The organism is Pseudoalteromonas sp. 13-15 (assembly GCF_001468205.2).
Classification (GTDB): Bacteria; Pseudomonadota; Gammaproteobacteria; order Enterobacterales; family Alteromonadaceae; genus Pseudoalteromonas; species Pseudoalteromonas marina.
The window spans coordinates 2,009,961-2,031,497 of record NZ_CP019162.1; the positions used below are offsets into that span (position 1 = coordinate 2,009,961).

The window sequence follows — 21,537 nt, forward strand, 5'->3', positions numbered from 1 at the left end:
ATCTGGTCGAAATATTGGTCAAACTCGTTACAATAAAATAATGTTAAAAAACGAGATTCAATAATGAAAACAAAGCTCACCCTCCTAAGTAGCGCACTTATTACTGGCTTAGTCAGCATCGCGCCTAATGCAAAAGAGGCATTAGAATTTACAGATGTATTTAACTTTAAATCAGCCAAAGGCACACAACTATCTGAAGATGGACGTATTTTATCTTTAAGTGCCACGCCATACCGCGGCAATGCTGCAGGTCAGGTTTACTCTTTAACCTCAAATAGTTTAATCAGCGAAGTGGACCGCGGCACCAAGCCGTTTATAAACAAAGCAGCCAACTGGACTGCATTTATACAAGTACCCACATTACTCGAAAAAGAAACCACCAAGAAAAAAAACACGCTTAAAAATAACTTAGTACTAGTAAATACAGAAACAGGTGAGCAAAAACGTTTTGAGAATGTAAAAGACTACGCATTATCAAACGACGGGGTATGGCTTGCGTATCGTTTAGATAAAAAAGCAGATAAAACTGATAATGTAGAAAAAAATACCAAGGATGAGAGTGAAGATGAAGACAATAGCGCCATTTCACCTGACAAAAAAGACAAGGTTTACTCGCTCGTTATTGTTAATTTAAAAAACCAACAAAGTGAAACTATTGATAATGTTTTTAGTTACAGTATAAGTGCTACCAATGAACAGCTTTTGCTAAGCCAAAGTTACCCTGATGGTAACGACAACCAGATAAAGCTAATCACACTAACAACTTTTAAAAGTGAAGTGCTAATTGATGAACCCGGTGTTGTTGCTAATAAAATAGCATGGCACCCAATCGAAGCAACCGTAGCATTTACTTTGGGTAATTATGTAAACGAAGATACCCGCCGTCGAAACCACTTACTACAATTATGGAAAAACGAAGCACTTTTAACTATTGAATCTACAAACAAAGAGTGGACTATAGGCAAAACCGCAAAACTAAGCTGGTCAGAAAACGGCGAACGCTTATACTTTGAAAACCGACCAAAACTTGCAGCGAAAGTAAAAGCCAAAGAATTCGTAGATGAAACCTCACTTTATGACATTGCCACTATTCGCGATCAAAAAGGCTTGGATGTTTGGCATAATAAAGACCCAGAAATAAAACCACGAGAAAAACAGCAATGGAACACGGTTAATAAGCACCGTCATTACGAAGCCGTATACCATGTAAATTCACAAAAAGTGGTTCAACTGAGTACCCCTGCAATGCCTAGTGTTGCTCTTAATACAGAACGCGATACTTCCTTGCTGGGCTCGTCAAATTCTCCCTATTTAGAAAAAATAATGTATGGCGGCTTTTTTGCAGATTACTACGCTGTAAACATCAATACAGGCAAGCAAACTCCTATTGTGGCTAACAGCCCTTTTAGACCTTCTCTTTCTCCTAATGGCTTATTTGCGGCTTACTTTGCTGACAACCAAATACAACTAAAAGAATTAGCTAACAATAAAGTTACTCCGGTTACAAAAGCCATAAAAGCAACTTTTGCCGACGACAAACACGATTACCCTTCTACACAACCAGGCTATGGTTTTGCAGGCTGGATGAGCGATAGCAGCCAAGTACTTGCTTATAGCAAATATGATATTTGGGCGTTTAATGTAAATACCAATCAAGCTAAACGCTTAACAAATGGAAAGCAGACTAACACACAGTATCGCGTCATCAAGCTTGATAGAAACCAGGTAGGCTTTAAACAAGATGAAACACTACTAGTTACTGCTGTTAACCTTCAAACAAAGCAACGGGGGGTTGCAAAACTTGATTTAGAAAATACGACCATTACTGAGACACTCAGTGGTGATAAACGTTTTGATATTGTTAAAAAAGCCAAGAAAGCAGATAGGTACCTATTTACGGAACAGAGTTATCATCAGTTCCCAGATTTCTATCAAACCGACTTAAGCTTTTTAACCACACAAAAAGTAACTGATTTGAACCCTCAAACCGCAAATTTTGCTTGGGGTGAAAAACCTGAACTGATTAGCTACAAAGGCTTTGATGGTGAAGACTTGCAAGGTGTTTTAATAAAGCCTGACGGTTACAAAAAAGGCGATAAAGTGCCTGTTGTTGTTTATTTTTATCGTTACATGAGCCAGCGTATGTTTGATTTTCCTAAAATGGAGTTAAATCATCGCCCTAATTTCCCAATGTTTACATCAAATGGCTACGCCATCTTTTTACCTGATATTCGTTTTGAAATAGGTCACCCGGGCAAATCGTCAACGCAAACCATGATCAACGCCACCCAAAAGTTAATAGATCTTGGTATTGCCGATCCAAACAAAATTGGCTTGCAAGGTCACTCATGGGCCGGGTACCAAAGTGCATTTATGATCACCCAAACAGATATGTTTAAAGCGGTTGTATCAGGCGCGCCGGTATCTAACATGACCAGCGCATACAGTGGCATACGCTTAAAGTCAGGCCTTGCTCGCCAGTTTCAATACGAAACAGGACAAAGCCGCATAGGTAAAAACTTATTTGAGGCACCAGAGTTATATATTGAAAACTCACCCGTATTTTTTGCTGACAAGGTCAATACGCCAATTTTAATCATGTTTGGAGACAAAGATGATGCGGTGCCTTGGCACGAAGGCGTACAGTATTATTTAGCACTTCGTCGTGCAGGCAAAGATGCCACTTTTTTACAGTATGAAGGTGAACCGCATCACCTTAAAAAATTCCCAAATCAGGTCGATTTTTCAGTCCGTATGATGCAGTACTTCGATCATTACCTAAAGGGTCAGCCTGCAGCTAAATGGATGATTGAAGGTGAAGCATTTATAAGTGAGTGAACTGAGACATTCATAAATAAACATGATAAAAGCTGATCAGAGTACTCAGACAGATAGAGGCCGATATTACTCAGTAATATCGGCCTCTAAATAGTCAATTATTTTTCCAGCAACAAAAAAGCCGCGATAATCGCGGCTTTTTTTAAATTACTAATAATTACAAACCAGCACGGTCTTTAATTACAGGAATAAGCGCAGAACCTGCGTGATTGCCTTCAGCCCAGGCTATGTCGGCACCGTCTGACAATGAACTTTTAGATAAGTTTTTAACAATATACTCACCTGCATTTACTGCATTACTGGCAACAGCATGACGCAATAAGTTATTACCGTTACATTGAATAGAATCATATATGTTACGAATTTTTACACGAGAGCTTTTTAACTTGCTACGTAAACGGTTTTTATCATCTGCTGCGATATACTCGCAAATAGATAGCGCTAGTTGATCATTAGCCTTTGCTGGAGCTGTGTACGAAAGTGAACCTGCAGCAATAGCAGAAATAACAACTAACTTTGATAATTTAAACATTGTTGACCCTTGTTTGGTACTTTATTCCTACGTTAACTGGTTATTATTGTACCAACCTAGTTAACCTTACGCAATAATGTTAGCAGTATTTATACAAAGTTACGAATTTATAACTATGTTTATTTTTTTCGTCTGGCAGTTTAACTTGCTCTTCTTTCACTTCCCAATTTGCAACAGCTTGATAATCAGGGAACTGTGTATCACCCTCTACATCAAGATCAATAAAGGTTAAATATAAGCGCTCAGCTTGTGTTAAAAACTGCTGATAAACATTTCCACCGCCTATAATCATGACCTCTTCAACACCACAAACCAAGCTCAGCGCGGCCTCTGGACTTGTTACAGTTTCAATACCCTCGGCCTTATATTCAGTGTTGCGCGTAATAATAATATTGCGTCTACCAGGTAAAGGACGACCAATAGACTCAAAAGTTTTACGACCCATGATCACAGGCTTACCTGTAGTAACGGCTTTAAAATGTTGAAGATCTGCGGGTAAATGCCACGGCATTTTATTATCAAGACCAATAACACGGTTATTTGCCATAGCGGCAATCATTGAAATAATCACACTAAATACCTAGTACTTTATTATTAAAAAACAAAAAGGAGCCTATGCTCCTTTTTATATTTAATGAAAATTAACGTTCGTAGACTACTTCTACATCGTAATCATCTTCATCCCAGTCATCCCAATCATCATCATCGCCTTTGGTGGCTTTTTGATGGTAGGTATCCCACTTAAATTCTATTTCTTCATCTTCAACTTGCTCAAACTTCTCTTTAGGCATGCTATCAAGCAATGTCATAATGTCATGTATAAGCGGTTGAGTATGCAGCTTGTTAATAGCTGAGATTTGATAAATATTTTCAGACTCACCTAGCTCTTGTGCAATAGCATCGCATAGCGCTTGTGCTTCATCTTCAGGTAACAAATCTATTTTATTAAACACTAACCAACGAGGCTTTTCTGCAAGCTTAGGACTGTATTGGTGCAGTTCGTTTATAATTGCAAACGCATTATCGACTGGGTTTGATCCATCTACAGGCATTACGTCAATAATGTGCAATAACACACGACAACGCTCTAAATGCTTTAAGAAGCGGATACCTAAACCGGCACCATCAGACGCACCTTCAATCAACCCAGGTATATCAGCTATTACAAATGACTTGTTAGCTTCCGGACGCACTACACCTAAATTAGGAATAAGCGTTGTAAATGGGTAGTCAGCCACTTTAGGTCTTGCAGCAGACACGCTGCGAATAAAGGTCGATTTACCTGCATTTGGCAAACCTAGTAAACCTACGTCAGCTAGCAATAGTAACTCTAATTTTAAGTTACGTACTTCACCGGGTGTACCTAGTGTTTTTTGACGAGGCGCTCGGTTAGTACTTGATTTAAAACGTGCATTCCCCAAGCCGTGGAAACCACCTTTTGCAACCAAAATTCGTTGACCATGTTGGGTCAAATCACCAAGCCCTTCTTGCGTATCAACATCGGTTATACGCGTACCTACAGGGACCATTACAAACAAGTCGTCTGCTTTTTTACCTGTACAGTTTCGGCTACGTCCGTTTGTACCGCGCTCAGCTCTGTGAAAGCGCTCAAACTGATAGTCAATCAGGGTATTTAAGTTTTCATCAGCTTGTAGATAAACACTACCACCGTCTCCACCGTCACCGCCGTCAGGCCCACCATCTGGGACATATTTTTCACGTCGGAAAGACACGATACCGCTTCCGCCGTCTCCGGCCTCTGCGCGAATTTCTACTTCATCTACAAACTTCATGATTACTCACTTTAGGGATTGGCTTGCTAATTTATACATTATATACCGAAGCCAAGCCGATTGCAGGCTTGGCTTTGGTATATATTTTTGTCTCAAAACAAAAAACCCCGCAAAGGCGGGGTTTTTTAACTACCTTACTGATTACTCAGTTACGATAGTTACGTATTTACGGTTTAAAGGACCTTTTTGTTCAAATTGAACTTTACCATCTGCTTTTGCAAAGATAGTGTGGTCTTTACCGATACCTACGTTTGTGCCAGGGTGGAAACGTGTTCCACGCTGACGAACAATGATGCTACCCGCTAGAACTGATTCGCCACCAAAACGCTTAACACCTAGGCGTTTGCTTTCTGAATCGCGACCGTTACGAGTACTACCAGCTGCTTTTTTATGTGCCATTTCTAAGTACCTCTAATTAAGCGCTAATGCCAGTGATTTTAACTTCAGTGAACCATTGACGGTGGCCCATTTGCTTACGAGAATGCTTACGGCGTCTAAATTTAACAACCTTAATTTTCTCACCGCGACCATGTGAAACAACCTCAGCTGTTATCTTACCACCGTTTACGAACGGTACACCGATCTCGATCTTCTCACCATCAGCAACTAAAAGCACTGAATCAAATTCAACTGCCGCACCAGTTTCAACGTCTAATTTTTCAAGACGAATCGTTTGACCTTCAGTCACACGATGCTGTTTACCACCACTTTGGAAAACCGCGTACATAATTAACTCCGTCTGTGCACCCTCAAATCGGCGCAACTAAAATATTCTTCGATAGGGCGCGAAGTTTACGCTAACGCGAAATAACTAGCAAGCCTATTTTGTAATTAAAATGAATAAAAAGTAGCTGCTTTGAGAGCAATTCAATATTTTCTCTATTTTATATTAATTAAGCCTTTTGCCAAGCGCTTTTTAACTCTTTGCAAAAATAACCCTACTAATAAAATTACAACCTGCGTTGTACATTATTCAAACTCAAAAACCATCTTTCATCGTCTAGTAATTAAACACATTTGTGATTGAATTAAGCACTTATTAAGCACTTTAGGTAGGTTTTTTAAATCAATCGTCACAAAATATCGAGCTAGTGCGTTTTTTGTTGTACAATCTGCGCCGTTCACACATAAAAATTGGCTCGGAGATCAATGGATATAAAAGCTATCCAGGCGTTAATAGAAAGCGATATGAATGACGTCAATCAACTTATACATGCGCAAATGCGCTCAGAGGTGGCGTTAGTAAACCAACTTGGTTTATACATAGTTAATAGCGGCGGCAAACGCGTTCGCCCTATGTTGGCTATTTTAGCTGCCAAAGCGCTAGGATATACTGGTAAAGACCACATTACACTTGCGACCATTGTTGAGTTTATTCACACCGCGACCTTATTACACGACGACGTTGTTGATGAGTCAAACTTACGCCGAGGCACCCCAACCGCTAACGCTGAATTTGGTAATGCTGCTAGCGTATTAGTTGGCGACTTTATATACACGCGCTCATTCCAGTTAATGGTTGGTTTAGGCAAAATGCAAATTATGCAAATACTCGCCGATGCTACCAATATCATTGCTGAAGGTGAAGTGCTGCAACTTATGAATTGCAACGATCCAGACACAACCGAAGCCAGCTACATGCAAGTTATTTACTCTAAAACGGCTAAGCTGTTTGAGGCTGCTACCGGGCTTGCTGCTATTATTACCAATAATGATGAAGCCACGCTCAATGCATTAAACTTATACGGTATGCACTTAGGTACGGCATTTCAGCTTGTTGACGATGTGCTTGATTATAACGCCGATGCAGACCAGCTAGGTAAAAATATAGGCGATGATCTAGCCGAAGGTAAGCCGACCCTACCACTTATATATGCAATGCAACACGGTAATGCGCATCAAACACAGTTAATTCGTGATGCAATTGAGCACAGTAATGGTATGGAACATTTAGAAGAGATTTTATCTACGTTAAAACAAACCAATGCGCTTGAGTTTACAATGCAAAAAGCAGAGCTTGAAGCCGATAAAGCAATTGCTTGCTTAGATTTTCTACCAGAATCTGAATACAAGCACGCATTGGTAAGCTTAGCCCGTATAGCCGTTGACCGTGATCACTAACCTTAACGAGCCTGTTATTTAACACTAATAGTAAATAACATTCGAGCAACAAAAAAGCCTGCAAATGCAGGCTTTTTTAATGCTCATTCTGGCTATTACGCCATGAAATCAACACCTTCTTTGATGTCTTTTTTCAGTGTCTCAAGCATATCGTTCTTCGCTTTTTCTTCAAATGCGCTTAGCTCGCCGTAAGAAAGAATTTCTTCAACGCCGTTTTTACCTAAACGTACTGGGTGTGCAAAATACTCTGCATCACCATCTTCAACAGCAACGTATGCGTAATCTACAACATCTTCACCTTGTAGGCCTTTAACTAAAGACATACAAAAACGTGCTGCAGCAGCACCCATTGATAATGTAGCTGAACCACCACCTGCTTTAGCATTTACTACTTCAGTACCTGCATTTTGGATACGTGGAGTAAGTGCAGCAACTTCGTCTTCAGTGAAAGTTACGCCTTCAACTTGAGAAAGTAGAGGAAGAATCGTTGTGCCAGAGTGACCACCAATTACTGGTACTTTAACTGTAGCAACGTCTACGCCTTTAAGTTCAGCAACAAATGCTTCTGAACGAATCACGTCAAGCGTAGTAATACCAAATACACGGCTTGCATCGTATGTACCTGCTTTCTTGAACACTTCAGCAACAATCGGTACTGTGCCGTTTACTGGGTTAGTAATAATACCCACAAGTGCTTTAGGACAACTAGCTACAATGCCTTCAGCTAGTGTTTTAATGATACCGGCATTTACGTTAAATAAATCTGCACGATCCATACCTGGTTTACGTGGCATACCCGCTGGGATTAAAACAATATCAGCACCGTCAAGCGCTTTGTTTAAATCGTCTGCGCCAAAACCTGCTACTTTAACATCAGTTGGGATGTGTGATAGGTCAACAGCAACACCTGGTACAACTGGTGCAACATCGTAAAGTGATAATTCAGAACCAGCTGGTAAGCCTGTTTTTAATAGTAAAGACAATGCTTGACCGATACCGCCTGCAGCACCTAATACAGCAACTTTCATTGGAATTCTCCGTCATTTGAGGTAGGAAATACTTGTGGCCCTTAAGATAATGAAATTAGCGCCTAAAAACAAATTTATCGGGCCTATTTTGCGATATTTTCGACCATAGTTGTAAACTTTGGTGGTTTATCGCATCAAACTGTCAAGTTGACTAAACAACTGCTGCATAATTATTCATTTTTGTGTAGTATTTACAGCATAAATAACAATAATGAATAAAGACTATGCAACCTCAAGATAAACAAGAAGCATTGGTAAAAGCGTTTAAATCACTTTTAAAAGAAGAAAACTTTGGCTCTCAGGGCGAAATAGTTGATGCGCTTAAAGAGCAAGGCTTTGACAATATAAGCCAGAGTAAAGTGTCACGCATGTTAAGTAAGTTTGGTGCTGTGCGTACCCGCAACGCTAAACAAGAAATGGTTTACTGCCTACCCGCTGAAATGGGAGTGCCGACAGCTAAAAGCCCATTACGCCAGTTAGTCATTGATATTATGCATAATGAAATGATGATCATTATTCGCACCAGTCCAGGCGCTGCGCAGCTTATTGCCCGCTTACTTGACTCGTTAGGAAAGGCCGATGGTGTATTAGGTACTATTGCCGGAGACGATACTATATTTATTGCCCCAGCAAAAATCTCTGAAATAGACGTCACACTTGAACGAGTACGTATTTTATTTGATACGGTTTAAATTTGCTTTAAAAACCCAACTGAGGGGGCAAAAAAAGCTGACCCCATATCGGCTTGAGTAAAATCAAGCCAATGGTCGTAACACTCCCCCTCCCCTAAACGGCTATTTAATACAGCCTCAAATGCAGTACCAGTACTTGCGCAGCTTATGCATAACATACCTTGCTCATAAACATCGCCATAAGGCATGCTTTGATTCAACAAAAGGGGTTGCCCCTCTTCATCTTTTAACTCACTACGCGTGGCATGACTGGTATTTAGTGCTGGGGTTATAAGCGTATTATCAAGTCGTGTACGGCCCATAATTTGCTCTTGCTCACTGAGCGATAAGTGCTGCCAAACAGTTAAGTCGTGTTTATAGCGCTGAACATGAATATAACTTCCCTGATCTTCAAAACAACCAGGTTTATTAATTAAAGCAGTTGAACGCTTTTTTCTTCCGTGTGGCGTATCACCACCATAAATAAAACCATTAAAATCTCGGCCATCTAAAAAACGAAAGTTACGTATTTGCTCCACCAGCTCCACATCAGGTGCAAAAAGCTTTAAAACTTGCAATGCAAATAAGTGGTTTACGTCTTCTCTGTCTGAACGCACCTGCACAAACAAGTCGCACGGCTGAACACTCATTTGGTGATCTGGATGATTTATATTTGGAAAGCTTTGCAGCTCACTAGGAATATACTCAGGAAGAATATGAGGCCAATATTGGGCGCCAATGGCAACAACGCACGACAACATCGACTCTGAAAACTGATCATTAAACTCTTCTTCAATTGCGCTTACTTGTTTTAATTTAGCGCGCAATGATTCGTCTTGACCATCAAACACATTAAAAAATAAATGCAAACCATGCAGGTTTGCTTCAGCACAAATCCCAGATTGCGCTTGCGCCATTGTTATTCCTCAGTTTTACAGATATGTACACAGTGAATCACATTAACTATGATTCAAAAAAATTCACTGTGTGGGGTTTTATTTTTATTATAACCTGCTCATTGATTTCAAATGATTGGCCATATTGCGCTTCAACTTCAAGCGTTTGTTCGGCTATAACAACTTTATAAACATACGCAGAGCCAATAAAGCGACGACTTAATATTGTAGCCCGTTTACTGAGTTTGTCACTTTGACACTCTTGCACAAGTTCAATTTGGTGAGGTCGCACATATAACTCACCACTACATGGATAGCAGCTCGTTTGCATATCTGACTCAACGGTGCCAAAAGGTGTTTTATATTCAGTAGCCGTTAATGCTTCTGCGGATAAGTATATGCCTTGACCTAGAAACTCTGCAACCACCTTTGACCTAGGAGCAGCAAAAAGCTGCTCTGGCGTGCCTTGTTGGGCAATACTACCGCGATCCATAATGGCAAGCGTATCAGAAAAAGCAAAAGCCTCTTCTTTTGAATGGGTAACAAATACCGCTGATACTTGTTGCGCCTTAATAATACGGCGAATATCTGCAATTAATTCAAAACGAACTTGGGTATCTATATTTGAAAACGGCTCATCAAGAAGTAGTAAACTTGGTTTATAAGCCAACGCACGGGCAATCGCAACGCGTTGCTGCTGCCCACCAGAAAGCTGGTGAGGAAATCTATCTGCGCAACCAGACAAATGCACTAACTGAAGCATTTCATCCACACGCTGTTGTTTTTCGGATTGGCTCATTTTACCTAACCCAAACGCAATGTTATTTGCTACGCTTAGATGAGGAAACAACGCGTAATCTTGAAACATCATACCTATATTTCGGTTCTCTGGTGCAATAAATGTTGACTCATCACTTACCAGCTTTCCATCTATAAATACACTTCCGTGCTTGGTCTCAACTAAGCCTGCAATGGCTTTTAATGTGGTGGTTTTACCGCAGCCACTGGCACCAAGCAAACATACAATCTCATCTTTACCCACGGTTAAGTCTAAGTTTTCGATCACCTTTGTACCGTTATAGTGATAGCTGACACCTTGCAAAATTAAACTACTCATTTAAGTGTGTTGCTCCATAGAACGATTAATAAAATACAAAGGGATAAATCCAACAATAACAATAGATAAAGCAGATATAGAAGCAAGCTCTAACTGCTCATCACTCACGTACTGAAAAACATGCGTTGCTAGACTTTCAAAGTTAAATGGTCTGAGTAATAACGCCGCAGGAAGTTCTTTCATGCATTCAATAAAAACAAGTAAAGCAGCAGTCAGTAAGCCTCTTCTTAATAAAGGTAGGTGCACTAAACGCAATGTTTGGCCTTGGCTTTTACCCATAGACTGGCTTGCCATATCAAGTGATGGACTAATACGCACAAAGCTCGACTCTATCGCTCCGTGAGCAATGGCATAAAACCGAACGACATAAGCAATCACAATAGTAAACACACTGCCTGTTAGTAACAGGCCTATATCTAAATTATAAGGCTCTAATACATTATTAATACTACTTTCTAACAGTGTTAAAGGTAATAAAACGGCAATTGCTAATACGGTGCCAGGCAGTGCATAGCCCGTACTAGCTAGTCGCCCAGGTACGAGAGGGTAAGACTGTTTTGCTATACGCTGATAAAAAACAACAAAAACACCTAATGCAATTGTTATTACGCTCACAACGCCTGACACTTTTAGGCTTTGCCACGCATAATTAAAAAACTCAGCACTCCATGCTTTTTCAAAGTAGGTAATGGCGTAATTAAGTAATACTGCAATCGGGATCACAAAAGATACAAGTAAAACCGTGCCACAAAATGCCGTTGCTAACCAAGCCGACTTTCCCTTTAAAATATAAAGTGCTTCGCTATTTACGCCCGATTGGCGTTCAAATACAGCTTGATTACGACGACTAAAGCGCTCTGCCATAAGCGCTAAAAAAAGTAGTAACAGCATTACACCTGATATTTTTGCAGCAGCAGTCAAGGAGTAATAACCAAACCATGTATCGTATACCGCGGTTGTGAGCGTGCTAACAGCAAAATAACTTACTGTTGCAAAATCGGCCATTGTTTCCATACTAATGAGCGCAAGGGCCGCAACAATAGAACCACGAGATAATATAAGACTCACTTTAAAAAAACTTTTAGTTGGGGAAAGTCCCATTAATTGACTTGCCTGTACCAATTTAAAAGACTGCTCTCTCAAAGCCGTTTTAAAAATTAAAAATAAGTATGGGTAGAGTACCAAGGCAATCATGACTATTGCGCCCGGCAGGGTACGTATATCAAAAAACCAATAGTCACTGGGAGATTGCCAGCCAAACCACTCCCTTAGAGTAATTTGCACGGGTCCTGCGTAATCAAGTAAATCAGTATACACGTAGGCAATAATGTAAGTAGGCATAGCAAGGGGCAGCATGAGCGCCCATTCAAAATGTTTTTTTCCGGGAAAGTTACAATAAGCAGTTAGCCAACCAAGTGGCAACGCTATAACACTACTGAGTGCACACACACCCAATATAAGTAGTACAGTATTAGAAATGTAATCCCAAAGCACAGTGTCCCAAAGGTGAGTAAAAACCTCTGAGTTGCCTTGTAGCGATTCAAAAAGAAGGAAGAACAACGGGGCCGACAAAACTAAACCTGTCGACCACGCGAATAGCTGCCATTTAGACAGCTTAAATTTATAAGTCATTAAAGATCGAACTTCACCTCATCAATTAACTTAAGCGCTAACGGACGATATTTACTGATCTCATCAAGTGGCAAGCTATCTTCTTTAAAGCTGCCCCATGATGCAACCAAACTGGATAATTGCACACCAGGCTTAACTGGGTATTCCATATTAAGCGATGCATACATGTTTTGCGATTTATTGTCGGTCATATACTCTATGAGTTTCAAGGCATTTTCAGGGTTTTTAGCATATTTAGTGATAACAGCCCCCGAAACATTAATATGTGAACCACGATCAGTTTGATTAGGGAAATTAATGTGTACCGCCTCAGCCCATGCTTTTTGTTCTTCGTCTTGCAACATTTTACCCAAGTAGTAACTATTGCCTAACGCAAGATTACATAGCCCCTCTTTAACAGCTTTAACTTGAGCACGGTCATTACCTTGTGGTTTACGTGCTAAATTAGCCTTCATGCCTTCAAGCCATGTTTTAGTTTGCGCTTCACCGTGATGCGCAATCATTGAAGCAACTAACCCTAGGTTATACGGATGTTTACCTGAACGAGTACAAATTTGCCCTTTATACTTTGGATCGGCTAGTTCTTCGTAAGTGAGCTTTGGTAATGCGCCCAAACGATCTTTCGACGAATATACATTTCGCACGCGTTTTGTTAGCGCAACCCATTGACCATCTCCATCTCGAAAAGCAGAAGGTACGTTAGCATTTACATTATTGCTATTAATTGTTTGAGTTAAGTTTAAATCTTCTAATTGAATGAGTGCACTAAAATTAGAAGTAAGAACTAAATCAGCTTTACTATGTTTACCTTCGCGTTTTACACGCTCGATTAAGCCTTTTTTAGCAAACACAACATTTGTTTTAATACCGGTTTGTTTAGTAAAGTCGTCTAAAATAGGTTGTATTAAAAAAGGTTGGCGAAAAGAGTAAATATTAACAACATCATTTGCAAAGGCTGGCGCCGATACGATAAACCCTAAAGCGATAGCGAGTGTTTTCTTCATTATTCCACCTAAATAGTAATTATTATCAATAATTCTACCGTGAACAGTTAAAAAGTGCACACCCTAAATACCCATAAATACTAAAAAAGCGTCCAAAACAGAAATACCCTGTAAGAGATATCTCACGGAAGTGGCAGCTTATAAGTAAAACGCCGATTAAATACCTAGCAAAAACAACATAAACCATTGATATTTAATACCTATATAGTATTTAACAATAATAATACATAAACTATTTAGGGTTTTTGCCCTACTTTAGTTGGACCATTCACCTATAATTACCTCATCAACTAAGCAATGACGCTTAACGAGTAAAAGGACAGGGATCAATTACTCGCAAACCAGTGACTGGTTATTAAGGATAACACGGAGTTAGGACAGGCTCAGGATGAGCATCGCAACGGAGTGTTAATAAACGGACAGCATCAGGAAGATGCACAAAGGAGTGCAACATTGGAGTGTTGCTTAACAGGAAGTTGAAGGAATATAAAGGACAGGCCTTAACAGGCAACACAATGGACTGATAACAACACGGAAGCACTAGGACGTGCAAATGAAGGATTTGGTAATAGGTTTTACCGCAACAGGACGTTTAGGAATAAAGGAGATAAGCCCGGATTGGCTTATATTGCATAGAACTAAAAAGTAATATAGCAATAAACATGGAACAGTAAAAATTGGAGTTGATTAAGTTCAATTGCAGGATGCAGAAAATTAGAAGATTCCGCAAGCGCGCCTAGAGATAGAGCGCGCTTTTCTTTGACCTAAATTTAATACTACCACTCAATACAATCGGTATTAAAGAGACTCTGGTCTGCCTTTATTTCGTTTTCCCATAAGATACGCATCTCTAAACTTTATAAAGTGATCCTCAAGCTTTTTAGCTGCATCCATTTCACCCGCGAGTGCTAGCACTAAAATACCTACTTCAGCTGTGCCTAATTGATGCGCATGAGGCGCAACTCGTAAGCGATAATCTGATAACTTATCAGCTGTAATAGACAATACGGGCAAGTTATCTAAATATGGGCTTTTACGAATCATTTTTTTCGCTTCACGCCATGTACCATCTAAAAATATGAATAGCGGCTTTTTATTAGGCTCAATATTCACTTGCGTAATAGCTCGCCCCTCTTCTACATCCTCAGCAGGAAAAATAACCATTGGCTGATATTGCTCATCATTAATAAGCGCTATTAGCGCATCATCTGGATTAGTTCTATCCCATTTAAAAGCATGGTTATCGGGTATAATTTCGGCAATTAAACGCCCCGTATTTGAAGGTTTAAAACTTTCGTTATGGTACATCAATAAACACACTGCAGCATCGCACTGCGCTTTCTCTACGCCTTCACAAATACAGTAGTGCTTTGCAATTAAGCATTGCTCACAACGTGCTAACTTAGCGCCACGGGCATTAAATTCGCGACGAGATTCACTAATTTGCTGAGCGCGTAATACCAGTACTGAATTATGGGAAGAGTGAGTCACAGTGATTAATTACCTTAAATTTGATCGGCGCATATTGTAGCTAAAAACGTGATGAATAGATATCAGCTATCAGCTATCAGCTATCAGCTATCAGCTATCAGCTCAAAATAAAATGGTATTTTATTAAAGCAAATTTTGTTTATGTTTGGATTAACAGCTATAAAAACAAAAAACCCAAGCCGAAGCTTGGGTTTTAAAAAAGCGTTGCTAGTTAAAAGAATTTACTTCTTCTTTTTAACTGCTTTTTTGTTTGGTAAATCAGTGATTGAACCTTCAAAAATTTCAGCTGCAAGGCCAATTGATTCGTTCAATGTTGGGTGAGCATGAATAGTAAGTGCTAAGTCTTCACCATCTGCACCCATTTCAATGCCTAAACCGATTTCGCCAAGCATTTCGCCCGCGTTAATACCAATCATAGCACCACCAATTATACGGCCGCTTTCTTTATCAAAGATAAGCTTAGTAGAACCCTCAGTACGAGAAGATGCAATTGCACGGCCTGAAGCAGCCCACGGGAATACCGCAGTTTCAATGCTTAAACCTTGCTCTTTAGCTTCTTTCTCAGTAACACCTACCCACGCAATTTCTGGGTCAGTGTAGGCAATTGAAGGAATACATTTAGGGTCGAAGAAGTGCTTCTGACCAGAGATAACTTCTGCAGCAACATGACCTTCATGAACCGCTTTATGCGCAAGCATAGGCTGGCCAACTAAGTCACCAATTGCAAAAATATTGCTTACATTAGTACGTAACTGTTTATCAACGTTAATAAAACCACGCTCATCTACATTTACGCCTGCTTTTTCAGCATCAAGTAAATTACCGTTAGGCGTACGACCTACTGCAACAAGTACTTTATCGTAACGTACTGGCTCAGCTGGTGCATTTTTACCTTCAAATGTAACGTATAAGCCATCGTCTTTCGCTTCAACAGCAACTACTTTAGTTGAAAGCATAACGTTAAACTTATCGCTTACGTATTTTTGGTAAATTTTGATAATATCTTTATCCGCTGCAGGAACTAATTGATCAGCAAATTCTACTACATCAATGGCAGAACCTAATGCGCGGTAAACAGTTCCCATTTCAAGACCGATGATACCACCGCCTAAAACAAGTAGTTTTTCAGGAATATCTTTAAGCTCTAATGCGCCAGTTGAGTCAATTACACGGTCATCTTCTGGGATGAAAGGTAAATTAACTGGTTTTGAACCTGCGGCAATAATAGCATTGTCGAATGTGATAGTAGTTGTACCGTCAGCACCTTCAACAGCTAAAGTGTTGCTACCAGTAAATTTACCATAGCCTGGTACAACTTTAACTTTACGCATTTTAGCCATGCCGTCTAAGCCGCCCGTAAGCTGACCAACAACAGACTCTTTCCAAGAACGGATTTTGTCTAAGTCAATTTGCGGTGCACCAAAAGTAACACCATGAGATGACATTTCTGCAGCGTCATCAATTACTTTAGCTACGTGTAAAAGTGCTTTTGAAGGAATACAACCAACATTAAGACATACGCCGCCTAATGTTTCACGCGATTCTACTAATGTAACTTCTAAGCCCAAGTCAGCAGCACGGAAAGCCGCAGAGTAACCACCAGGACCACCGCCTAGTACAACAACTTGAGTTTTTAATTCGTTGCTCATGCTATTACCTTAATTGTTTGAACGGGACACTGCCCTAAAATTTAACTGCCATGTTTCTGCATGGGCAGAAAATCAGAGCAATTCACAAATAGTGCAAAGATTGTATCATTGCATATAGTAAAAATCCCAGCTAAAAACAACTGGCTGGGATTTGATTTTGTTCATATTGTAGCGATTACATCACTAATTGACGTATGTCGCTCATGTAGCTAGCAAGCGTTGCGGTAAAGCGTGCAGCTAGTGCACCGTCAATCACGCGGTGATCGTACGACATAGACAACGGAACCATTAATTTAGGTTCAAAGTCTTTACCATTCCACTTAGGTTTCATTTCAGATTTAGATACACCTAAAATAGCAACCTCTGGTGCGTTAACAATTGGCGTAAATGCCGTACCACCAATACCGCCTAAACTTGAAATAGTAAAACAACCGCCTTGCATATCTGATGCAGTTAGCTTACCTTCACGCGCTTTTTTAGACACTTCCATTAGCTCACGAGATAGCTCAATAATGCCTTTTTTGTCCACGTCTTTAAATACTGGAACAACTAAGCCATTAGGCGTATCTACCGCAACACCAATATTAATGTACTTTTTAAGAATCAAGCTTTCGCCATCTTCAGACAGCGACGAGTTAAACGTTGGGAACTCAGCAAGTACTTTAGCTGCAGCTTTCATCACAAAAACTAGTGGTGTGATTTTAACGCCAAGCTTTTTCTTCTCGCTTAAAACGTTTTGTTCTTTACGGAATACTTCAAGGCTTGTGATATCTGCTTCGTCAAACTGTGTAACATGCGGTATTTGTACCCAGTTACGGTGTAAGTTTTTACCCGATAGCTTTTGGATGCGAGACAGTTTTTTCTCTTCAATTTCACCAAATTTAGCAAAATCTACTTTTGGCCAAGGAATTAAGCCAAGCTCACTGCCACCAGCATTACCTGCTGATGCTGAAACTTGACCAGACTCAACCTGCTTCACTAAGCTTTTAACATAGTTTTGCACGTCTTCTTTAACCACACGGTTTTTACGACCCGTGCCTTTTACGTTCGCTAAGTTAATACCAAACTCACGTGCTAAACGACGAACAACTGGCGATGCATGAGCATACGCGCTATTGTTTTCAAAACTTTCGTTGCTAACTTTAGCAGCAGGTGCAGCCTGTGCTGGCGCAGACTCGGTTTTTGCAGGTGCCGCCGCTGGCTTTTGTTCAGCAGGTGCTGAAGCTTTTGCAGGTGCACTGCCTGCAACTTCAAATACAAAAATAAGTGAACCAGTTTTTACTTTATTGCCCGCTGCTACTTTAATTTCTTTAACTGTACCTGCAAATGGCGCTGGTACTTCCATAGCCGCTTTGTCGCCTTCAACGTTTAAGATAGATTGCTCTTCTTCAACGGTATCACCAACAGCAACCATGATTTCAGTTACTTCAACTTCGTCGTCGCCAATGTCAGGTACGTTTACTTCTTTTATGCTTGGCTCGGCGCTTTGAGCAGGCTCTGCTGGTGCAGACTCTTGCTTAGGTGCATCTGATGCAGATGCGCTCGAACCTGCAACTTCAAAAACAAATACTAATGAACCTGTTTTTACTGTATCGCCAGTGGCTACTTTTATTTCTTTTACAGTACCAGCAAACGGTGCAGGTACTTCCATAGCTGCTTTGTCGCCTTCAACGTTTAAGATAGATTGCTCTTCCTCAACGGTATCGCCAACAGCAACCATGATTTCAGTTACTTCAACTTCGTCATCACCAATATCTGGTACGGTTACTTCTTTAGTTGAAGAACCTGAAGCGTGAGCCGGTGCCGCCGATTCAGCAGATGCTTCAGGTGCTGAATCAGCATCTGCGCTTTCGCCTTCAAATATAAATACTAAAGAACCCGTTGTTACTGTATCGCCAACATTTACTTTAATTTCTTTTACGGTACCCGCTTGCGCAGCAGGTACTTCCATTGAGGCTTTGTCGCCTTCAACTGTCAGTAAAGATTGGTCAACATCTACTTTGTCACCAACGCTTACTAAGATTTCGGTTACTTCTACGTCATCGCCACCGATATCTGGAACATTAATTTCAATACTCATTGCAAACCTCTTATGCGTACAGTGGGTTTAGTTTATTTGTGTCGATGTCGAATTTCTTAAGCGCGTCAACAACAACAGACTTTTCAACTTCACCGCGTTTAGCAAGTTCAGATAACGTAGCAACAACCACGTAGCTTGCATTAACTTCAAAATGACGACGTAAGTTTTCACGGCTATCAGAACGACCGTAACCATCTGTACCTAACACTTTATAATTGTTGCTAGGGATAAATGAACGCGCTTGTTCTGCGTAGTTTTTCATGTAATCGGTAGCGGCAACAGTTACTGAGTCGTTTAATACGCTCGTGATGTAAGCTGTTTTTTGCTCGCTTTCAGGGTTAAGCATGTTGAAGCGCTCAACATCTTGACCATCACGCGTAAGCTCATTGAATGACGTTACAGAGTAAACGTCTGATGCAATGCCGTAATCATCACTTAAAATTGCAGCCGCTTTACGCACTTCAGTCATGATAGTACCTGAGCTTAATAGCTGTACGTTGGCTTTTTTACCTTCGTAGCTTTCAAGCTTATAAATACCTTTGCGAATACCTTCTTCAGCGCCTTCTGGCATAGCTGGCTGATGGTAGTTTTCGTTCATTAGCGTTAGGTAGTAGTAAATGTTTTCTTGGTCGTCACCATACATACGACGAATACCATCTTGTACAATTACGGCTACTTCAAATGCGTAAGTCGGGTCGTAAGAAATACAGTTAGGAACCGTGTTTGCAAGAATATGGCTGTGGCCATCTTCGTGCTGTAGACCTTCACCATTTAGCGTAGTACGACCAGCCGTAGCACCTAACAAGAAACCACGTGCTTGTTGGTCTCCCGCCATCCATGCCATGTCGCCAACACGTTGGAAACCAAACATAGAGTAGTAAATGTAGAATGGGATCATTGGTAAATCATTCGTGCTGTATGATGTTGCAGCAGCAACCCATGACGACATTGCACCTAACTCATTAATACCTTCTTGAAGTACTTGCCCTGATGTAGCTTCTTTATAATAAGAAACAATATCACGGTCTTGAGGGGTATAGTTTTGGCCATGTGGGTTGTAAATACCAATTTGACGGAATAAACCTTCCATACCAAAGGTACGCGCTTCATCGGCTATAATTGGTACAATGTTTTTACCAATGCCTTTGTCTTTTAATAAAATATTAAGTGCACGAACAAAGCCCATTGTGGTTGAAATATCACGTTTTTGCTCTTCAAGTAGTGGCTTAAATGCTGCTACTTCTGGCAACTGTAATTTTTCAGAAAACTTAGCTATACGTGTTGGAGTATAACCTTCTAAGTCTTTACGACGAGCGTGTAAGTACTTGTACTCTTCAGAGCTTTCATCAAGCTCTAAGTATGGTAAGTCTTTAATTGCTTCTTCAGAGACTAAGTCTTGTAGGCCTAAACGGTCACGTAAGTGTTCAACATGGCTCATGTCCATTTTTTTCACTTGGTGCGCAATGTTTTTACCTTCAGCTGCTTCACCCATGCCGTAACCTTTTACTGTTTTAGCAAGTATCACAGTAGGACGGTCGTTAGTTTGCTCAGCCTTTTTAAATGCTGCGTAAAGTTTTGATGGCTCATGACCACCACGCTTAAGCGCAAAAATTTCGTCATCCGTCATATCAGCAACAAGGGCTGCTGTTTCTGGGTAACGACCAAAGAAATGCTCACGAACGTACGCGCCATCTTTTGCTTTATATGTTTGGTAGTCACCGTCAATTGTTTCGTTCATCAATTGTAGTAATTTACCTGTTGTATCTTTAGCTAGCAGAATATCCCAACCGCTTCCCCATACAACTTTAATTACGTTCCAACCAGCGCCTTTAAATAGGCCTTCTAGTTCTTGAATAATTTTGCCATTACCCATTACTGGGCCATCTAGACGCTGTAAGTTACAGTTAATTAAGTAACATAGGTTGTCTAGCTTTTCACGTGCAGCAAAAGAGATTGCGCCGCGTGATTCTGGCTCATCCATTTCACCATCACCTAAAAACGCGTATACACGTTGGTTTTTAGTGTCTTTTAAGCCACGGCCGTCTAGGTATTTTAAGAAACGCGCTTGGTAAATAGATGCAATTGGACCTAAGCCCATTGATACTGTAGGGAACTGCCAAAATTCAGGCATTAATTTAGGGTGTGGGTACGACGGTAAACCTTTACCATCTACTTCTTGGCGGAAGTTGTCTAGTTGAGCTGCGCTTAAGCGGCCTTCAACAAATGCACGCGCGTAAATACCCGGAGAAATATGGCCTTGGTAATAAACTAAGTCACCGCCGTCTACCTCGTTTGGCGCTTTAAAAAAGTGGTTAAAACACACTTCATAAAATGCTGCTGACGATTGGTAAGACGCCATATGGCCGCCTAAGTCGAGATCTTTTTTAGATGCACGCAGAACGATCATAATCGCGTTCCAACGAATAATTGAACGAATACGGCGTTCAAGGTTCACATCACCTGGGTAAGCAGGTTCTTGATCTACAGGAATAGTATTAACGTAGTTCGTGGTAATACCCGTTGGCATATCAACGCCGTCTAAACGGGCTTGCTCTAATACTTGCTCAAGTAAGTACTGAGCTCGTTCAACACCTTCTTCGCGCACAACTGATTCAAGAGCTTGTAACCACTCTTGTGTTTCTAGCGCGTCTACGTCAATTTTATTGACTTCAGACATATGGAGGT

At 40.5% G+C, this 21,537-nt stretch carries 17 protein-coding genes; 3 read left to right on the forward strand and 14 right to left on the reverse strand.

Translation table 11 applies throughout. The features are described from left to right. The first annotated feature begins 63 nt into the window (after nucleotides 1–63). The gene (locus ATS72_RS09350) at nucleotides 64–2,838 is read left to right on the forward strand and encodes a S9 family peptidase (protein ID WP_058429681.1); all 2,775 of its coding nucleotides are present in this window, start codon (nucleotides 64–66) and stop codon (nucleotides 2,836–2,838) included. Nucleotides 2,839–2,995: 157 nt separating this feature from the next. Here ATS72_RS09350 and ATS72_RS09355 read toward each other — a convergent pair whose 3' ends face one another. From ATS72_RS09355 to rplU, 5 genes are all read right to left on the reverse strand, one after another. Further along, the gene (locus ATS72_RS09355; RefSeq protein ID WP_006794535.1) at nucleotides 2,996–3,370 is read right to left on the reverse strand and encodes a DUF3718 domain-containing protein; all 375 of its coding nucleotides are present in this window, start codon (nucleotides 3,368–3,370) and stop codon (nucleotides 2,996–2,998) included. 79 nt (nucleotides 3,371–3,449) lie between these two features. Continuing rightward, nucleotides 3,450–3,941 (reverse strand): type 3 dihydrofolate reductase, encoded by a 492-nt coding sequence (gene folA / locus ATS72_RS09360; protein ID WP_006794536.1) that lies wholly within the window; start codon nucleotides 3,939–3,941, stop codon nucleotides 3,450–3,452. A 70-nt stretch (nucleotides 3,942–4,011) separates the two neighbouring features. Continuing rightward, a complete protein-coding gene (gene cgtA, locus ATS72_RS09365; protein WP_006794537.1) occupies nucleotides 4,012–5,163 on the reverse strand; it encodes an Obg family GTPase CgtA in 1,152 nt (383 codons plus the stop codon). Nucleotides 5,164–5,304: 141 nt separating this feature from the next. Next, the gene (rpmA, locus tag ATS72_RS09370) at nucleotides 5,305–5,562 is read right to left on the reverse strand and encodes a 50S ribosomal protein L27 (RefSeq protein ID WP_002957747.1); all 258 of its coding nucleotides are present in this window, start codon (nucleotides 5,560–5,562) and stop codon (nucleotides 5,305–5,307) included. Between the two features lie 16 nt (nucleotides 5,563–5,578). After that, a complete protein-coding gene (rplU, locus tag ATS72_RS09375; RefSeq protein WP_006794538.1) occupies nucleotides 5,579–5,890 on the reverse strand; it encodes a 50S ribosomal protein L21 in 312 nt (103 codons plus the stop codon). Between the two features lie 422 nt (nucleotides 5,891–6,312). Between rplU and ispB the strand changes: the two genes are divergently transcribed. Then, on the forward strand, nucleotides 6,313–7,284 hold the full coding sequence (gene ispB / locus ATS72_RS09380) for an octaprenyl diphosphate synthase (RefSeq protein ID WP_008131122.1): 972 nt from the start codon (nucleotides 6,313–6,315) through the stop codon (nucleotides 7,282–7,284). Nucleotides 7,285–7,379: 95 nt separating this feature from the next. Here ispB and mdh read toward each other — a convergent pair whose 3' ends face one another. Further along, nucleotides 7,380–8,312, reverse strand: a complete 933-nt coding sequence (mdh, locus tag ATS72_RS09385) for a malate dehydrogenase (RefSeq protein WP_006794540.1) — start codon at nucleotides 8,310–8,312, stop codon at nucleotides 7,380–7,382. 224 nt (nucleotides 8,313–8,536) lie between these two features. Between mdh and argR the strand changes: the two genes are divergently transcribed. Continuing rightward, nucleotides 8,537–9,004 (forward strand): transcriptional regulator ArgR, encoded by a 468-nt coding sequence (gene argR / locus ATS72_RS09390; RefSeq protein WP_006794541.1) that lies wholly within the window; start codon nucleotides 8,537–8,539, stop codon nucleotides 9,002–9,004. Here the strand turns inward: argR and ATS72_RS09395 are convergent. The 8 genes from ATS72_RS09395 to aceE form a co-directional block, all read right to left on the reverse strand. Next, entirely contained in the window at nucleotides 9,001–9,900 is a 900-nt protein-coding gene (locus ATS72_RS09395; protein WP_039038021.1) for a Dyp-type peroxidase, read from the reverse strand. The genes argR and ATS72_RS09395 overlap by 4 nt on opposite strands. A 46-nt stretch (nucleotides 9,901–9,946) precedes the next feature. Beyond that, nucleotides 9,947–10,996: an ABC transporter ATP-binding protein gene (locus ATS72_RS09400; protein ID WP_058429680.1), complete on the reverse strand. Its 1,050-nt coding sequence runs from the start codon at nucleotides 10,994–10,996 to the stop codon at nucleotides 9,947–9,949. Further along, nucleotides 10,997–12,628: an ABC transporter permease gene (locus ATS72_RS09405; RefSeq protein ID WP_058429679.1), complete on the reverse strand. Its 1,632-nt coding sequence runs from the start codon at nucleotides 12,626–12,628 to the stop codon at nucleotides 10,997–10,999. After that, nucleotides 12,628–13,632: a Fe(3+) ABC transporter substrate-binding protein gene (locus ATS72_RS09410; protein WP_058429678.1), complete on the reverse strand. Its 1,005-nt coding sequence runs from the start codon at nucleotides 13,630–13,632 to the stop codon at nucleotides 12,628–12,630. The genes ATS72_RS09405 and ATS72_RS09410 overlap by 1 nt, the downstream gene beginning before the upstream one ends. A 798-nt stretch (nucleotides 13,633–14,430) precedes the next feature. Then, the gene (locus ATS72_RS09415) at nucleotides 14,431–15,123 is read right to left on the reverse strand and encodes a tRNA-uridine aminocarboxypropyltransferase (RefSeq protein ID WP_008131110.1); all 693 of its coding nucleotides are present in this window, start codon (nucleotides 15,121–15,123) and stop codon (nucleotides 14,431–14,433) included. 221 nt (nucleotides 15,124–15,344) lie between these two features. After that, on the reverse strand, nucleotides 15,345–16,772 hold the full coding sequence (lpdA, locus tag ATS72_RS09420; protein ID WP_006794548.1) for a dihydrolipoyl dehydrogenase: 1,428 nt from the start codon (nucleotides 16,770–16,772) through the stop codon (nucleotides 15,345–15,347). 175 nt (nucleotides 16,773–16,947) lie between these two features. After that, nucleotides 16,948–18,852, reverse strand: a complete 1,905-nt coding sequence (gene aceF / locus ATS72_RS09425) for a pyruvate dehydrogenase complex dihydrolipoyllysine-residue acetyltransferase (RefSeq protein ID WP_058429677.1) — start codon at nucleotides 18,850–18,852, stop codon at nucleotides 16,948–16,950. 10 nt (nucleotides 18,853–18,862) lie between these two features. Next, nucleotides 18,863–21,529, reverse strand: coding sequence for a pyruvate dehydrogenase (acetyl-transferring), homodimeric type (gene aceE, locus ATS72_RS09430; RefSeq protein WP_058429676.1), 2,667 nt, complete (start codon nucleotides 21,527–21,529; stop codon nucleotides 18,863–18,865). Nucleotides 21,530–21,537: the final 8 nt, after the last annotated feature.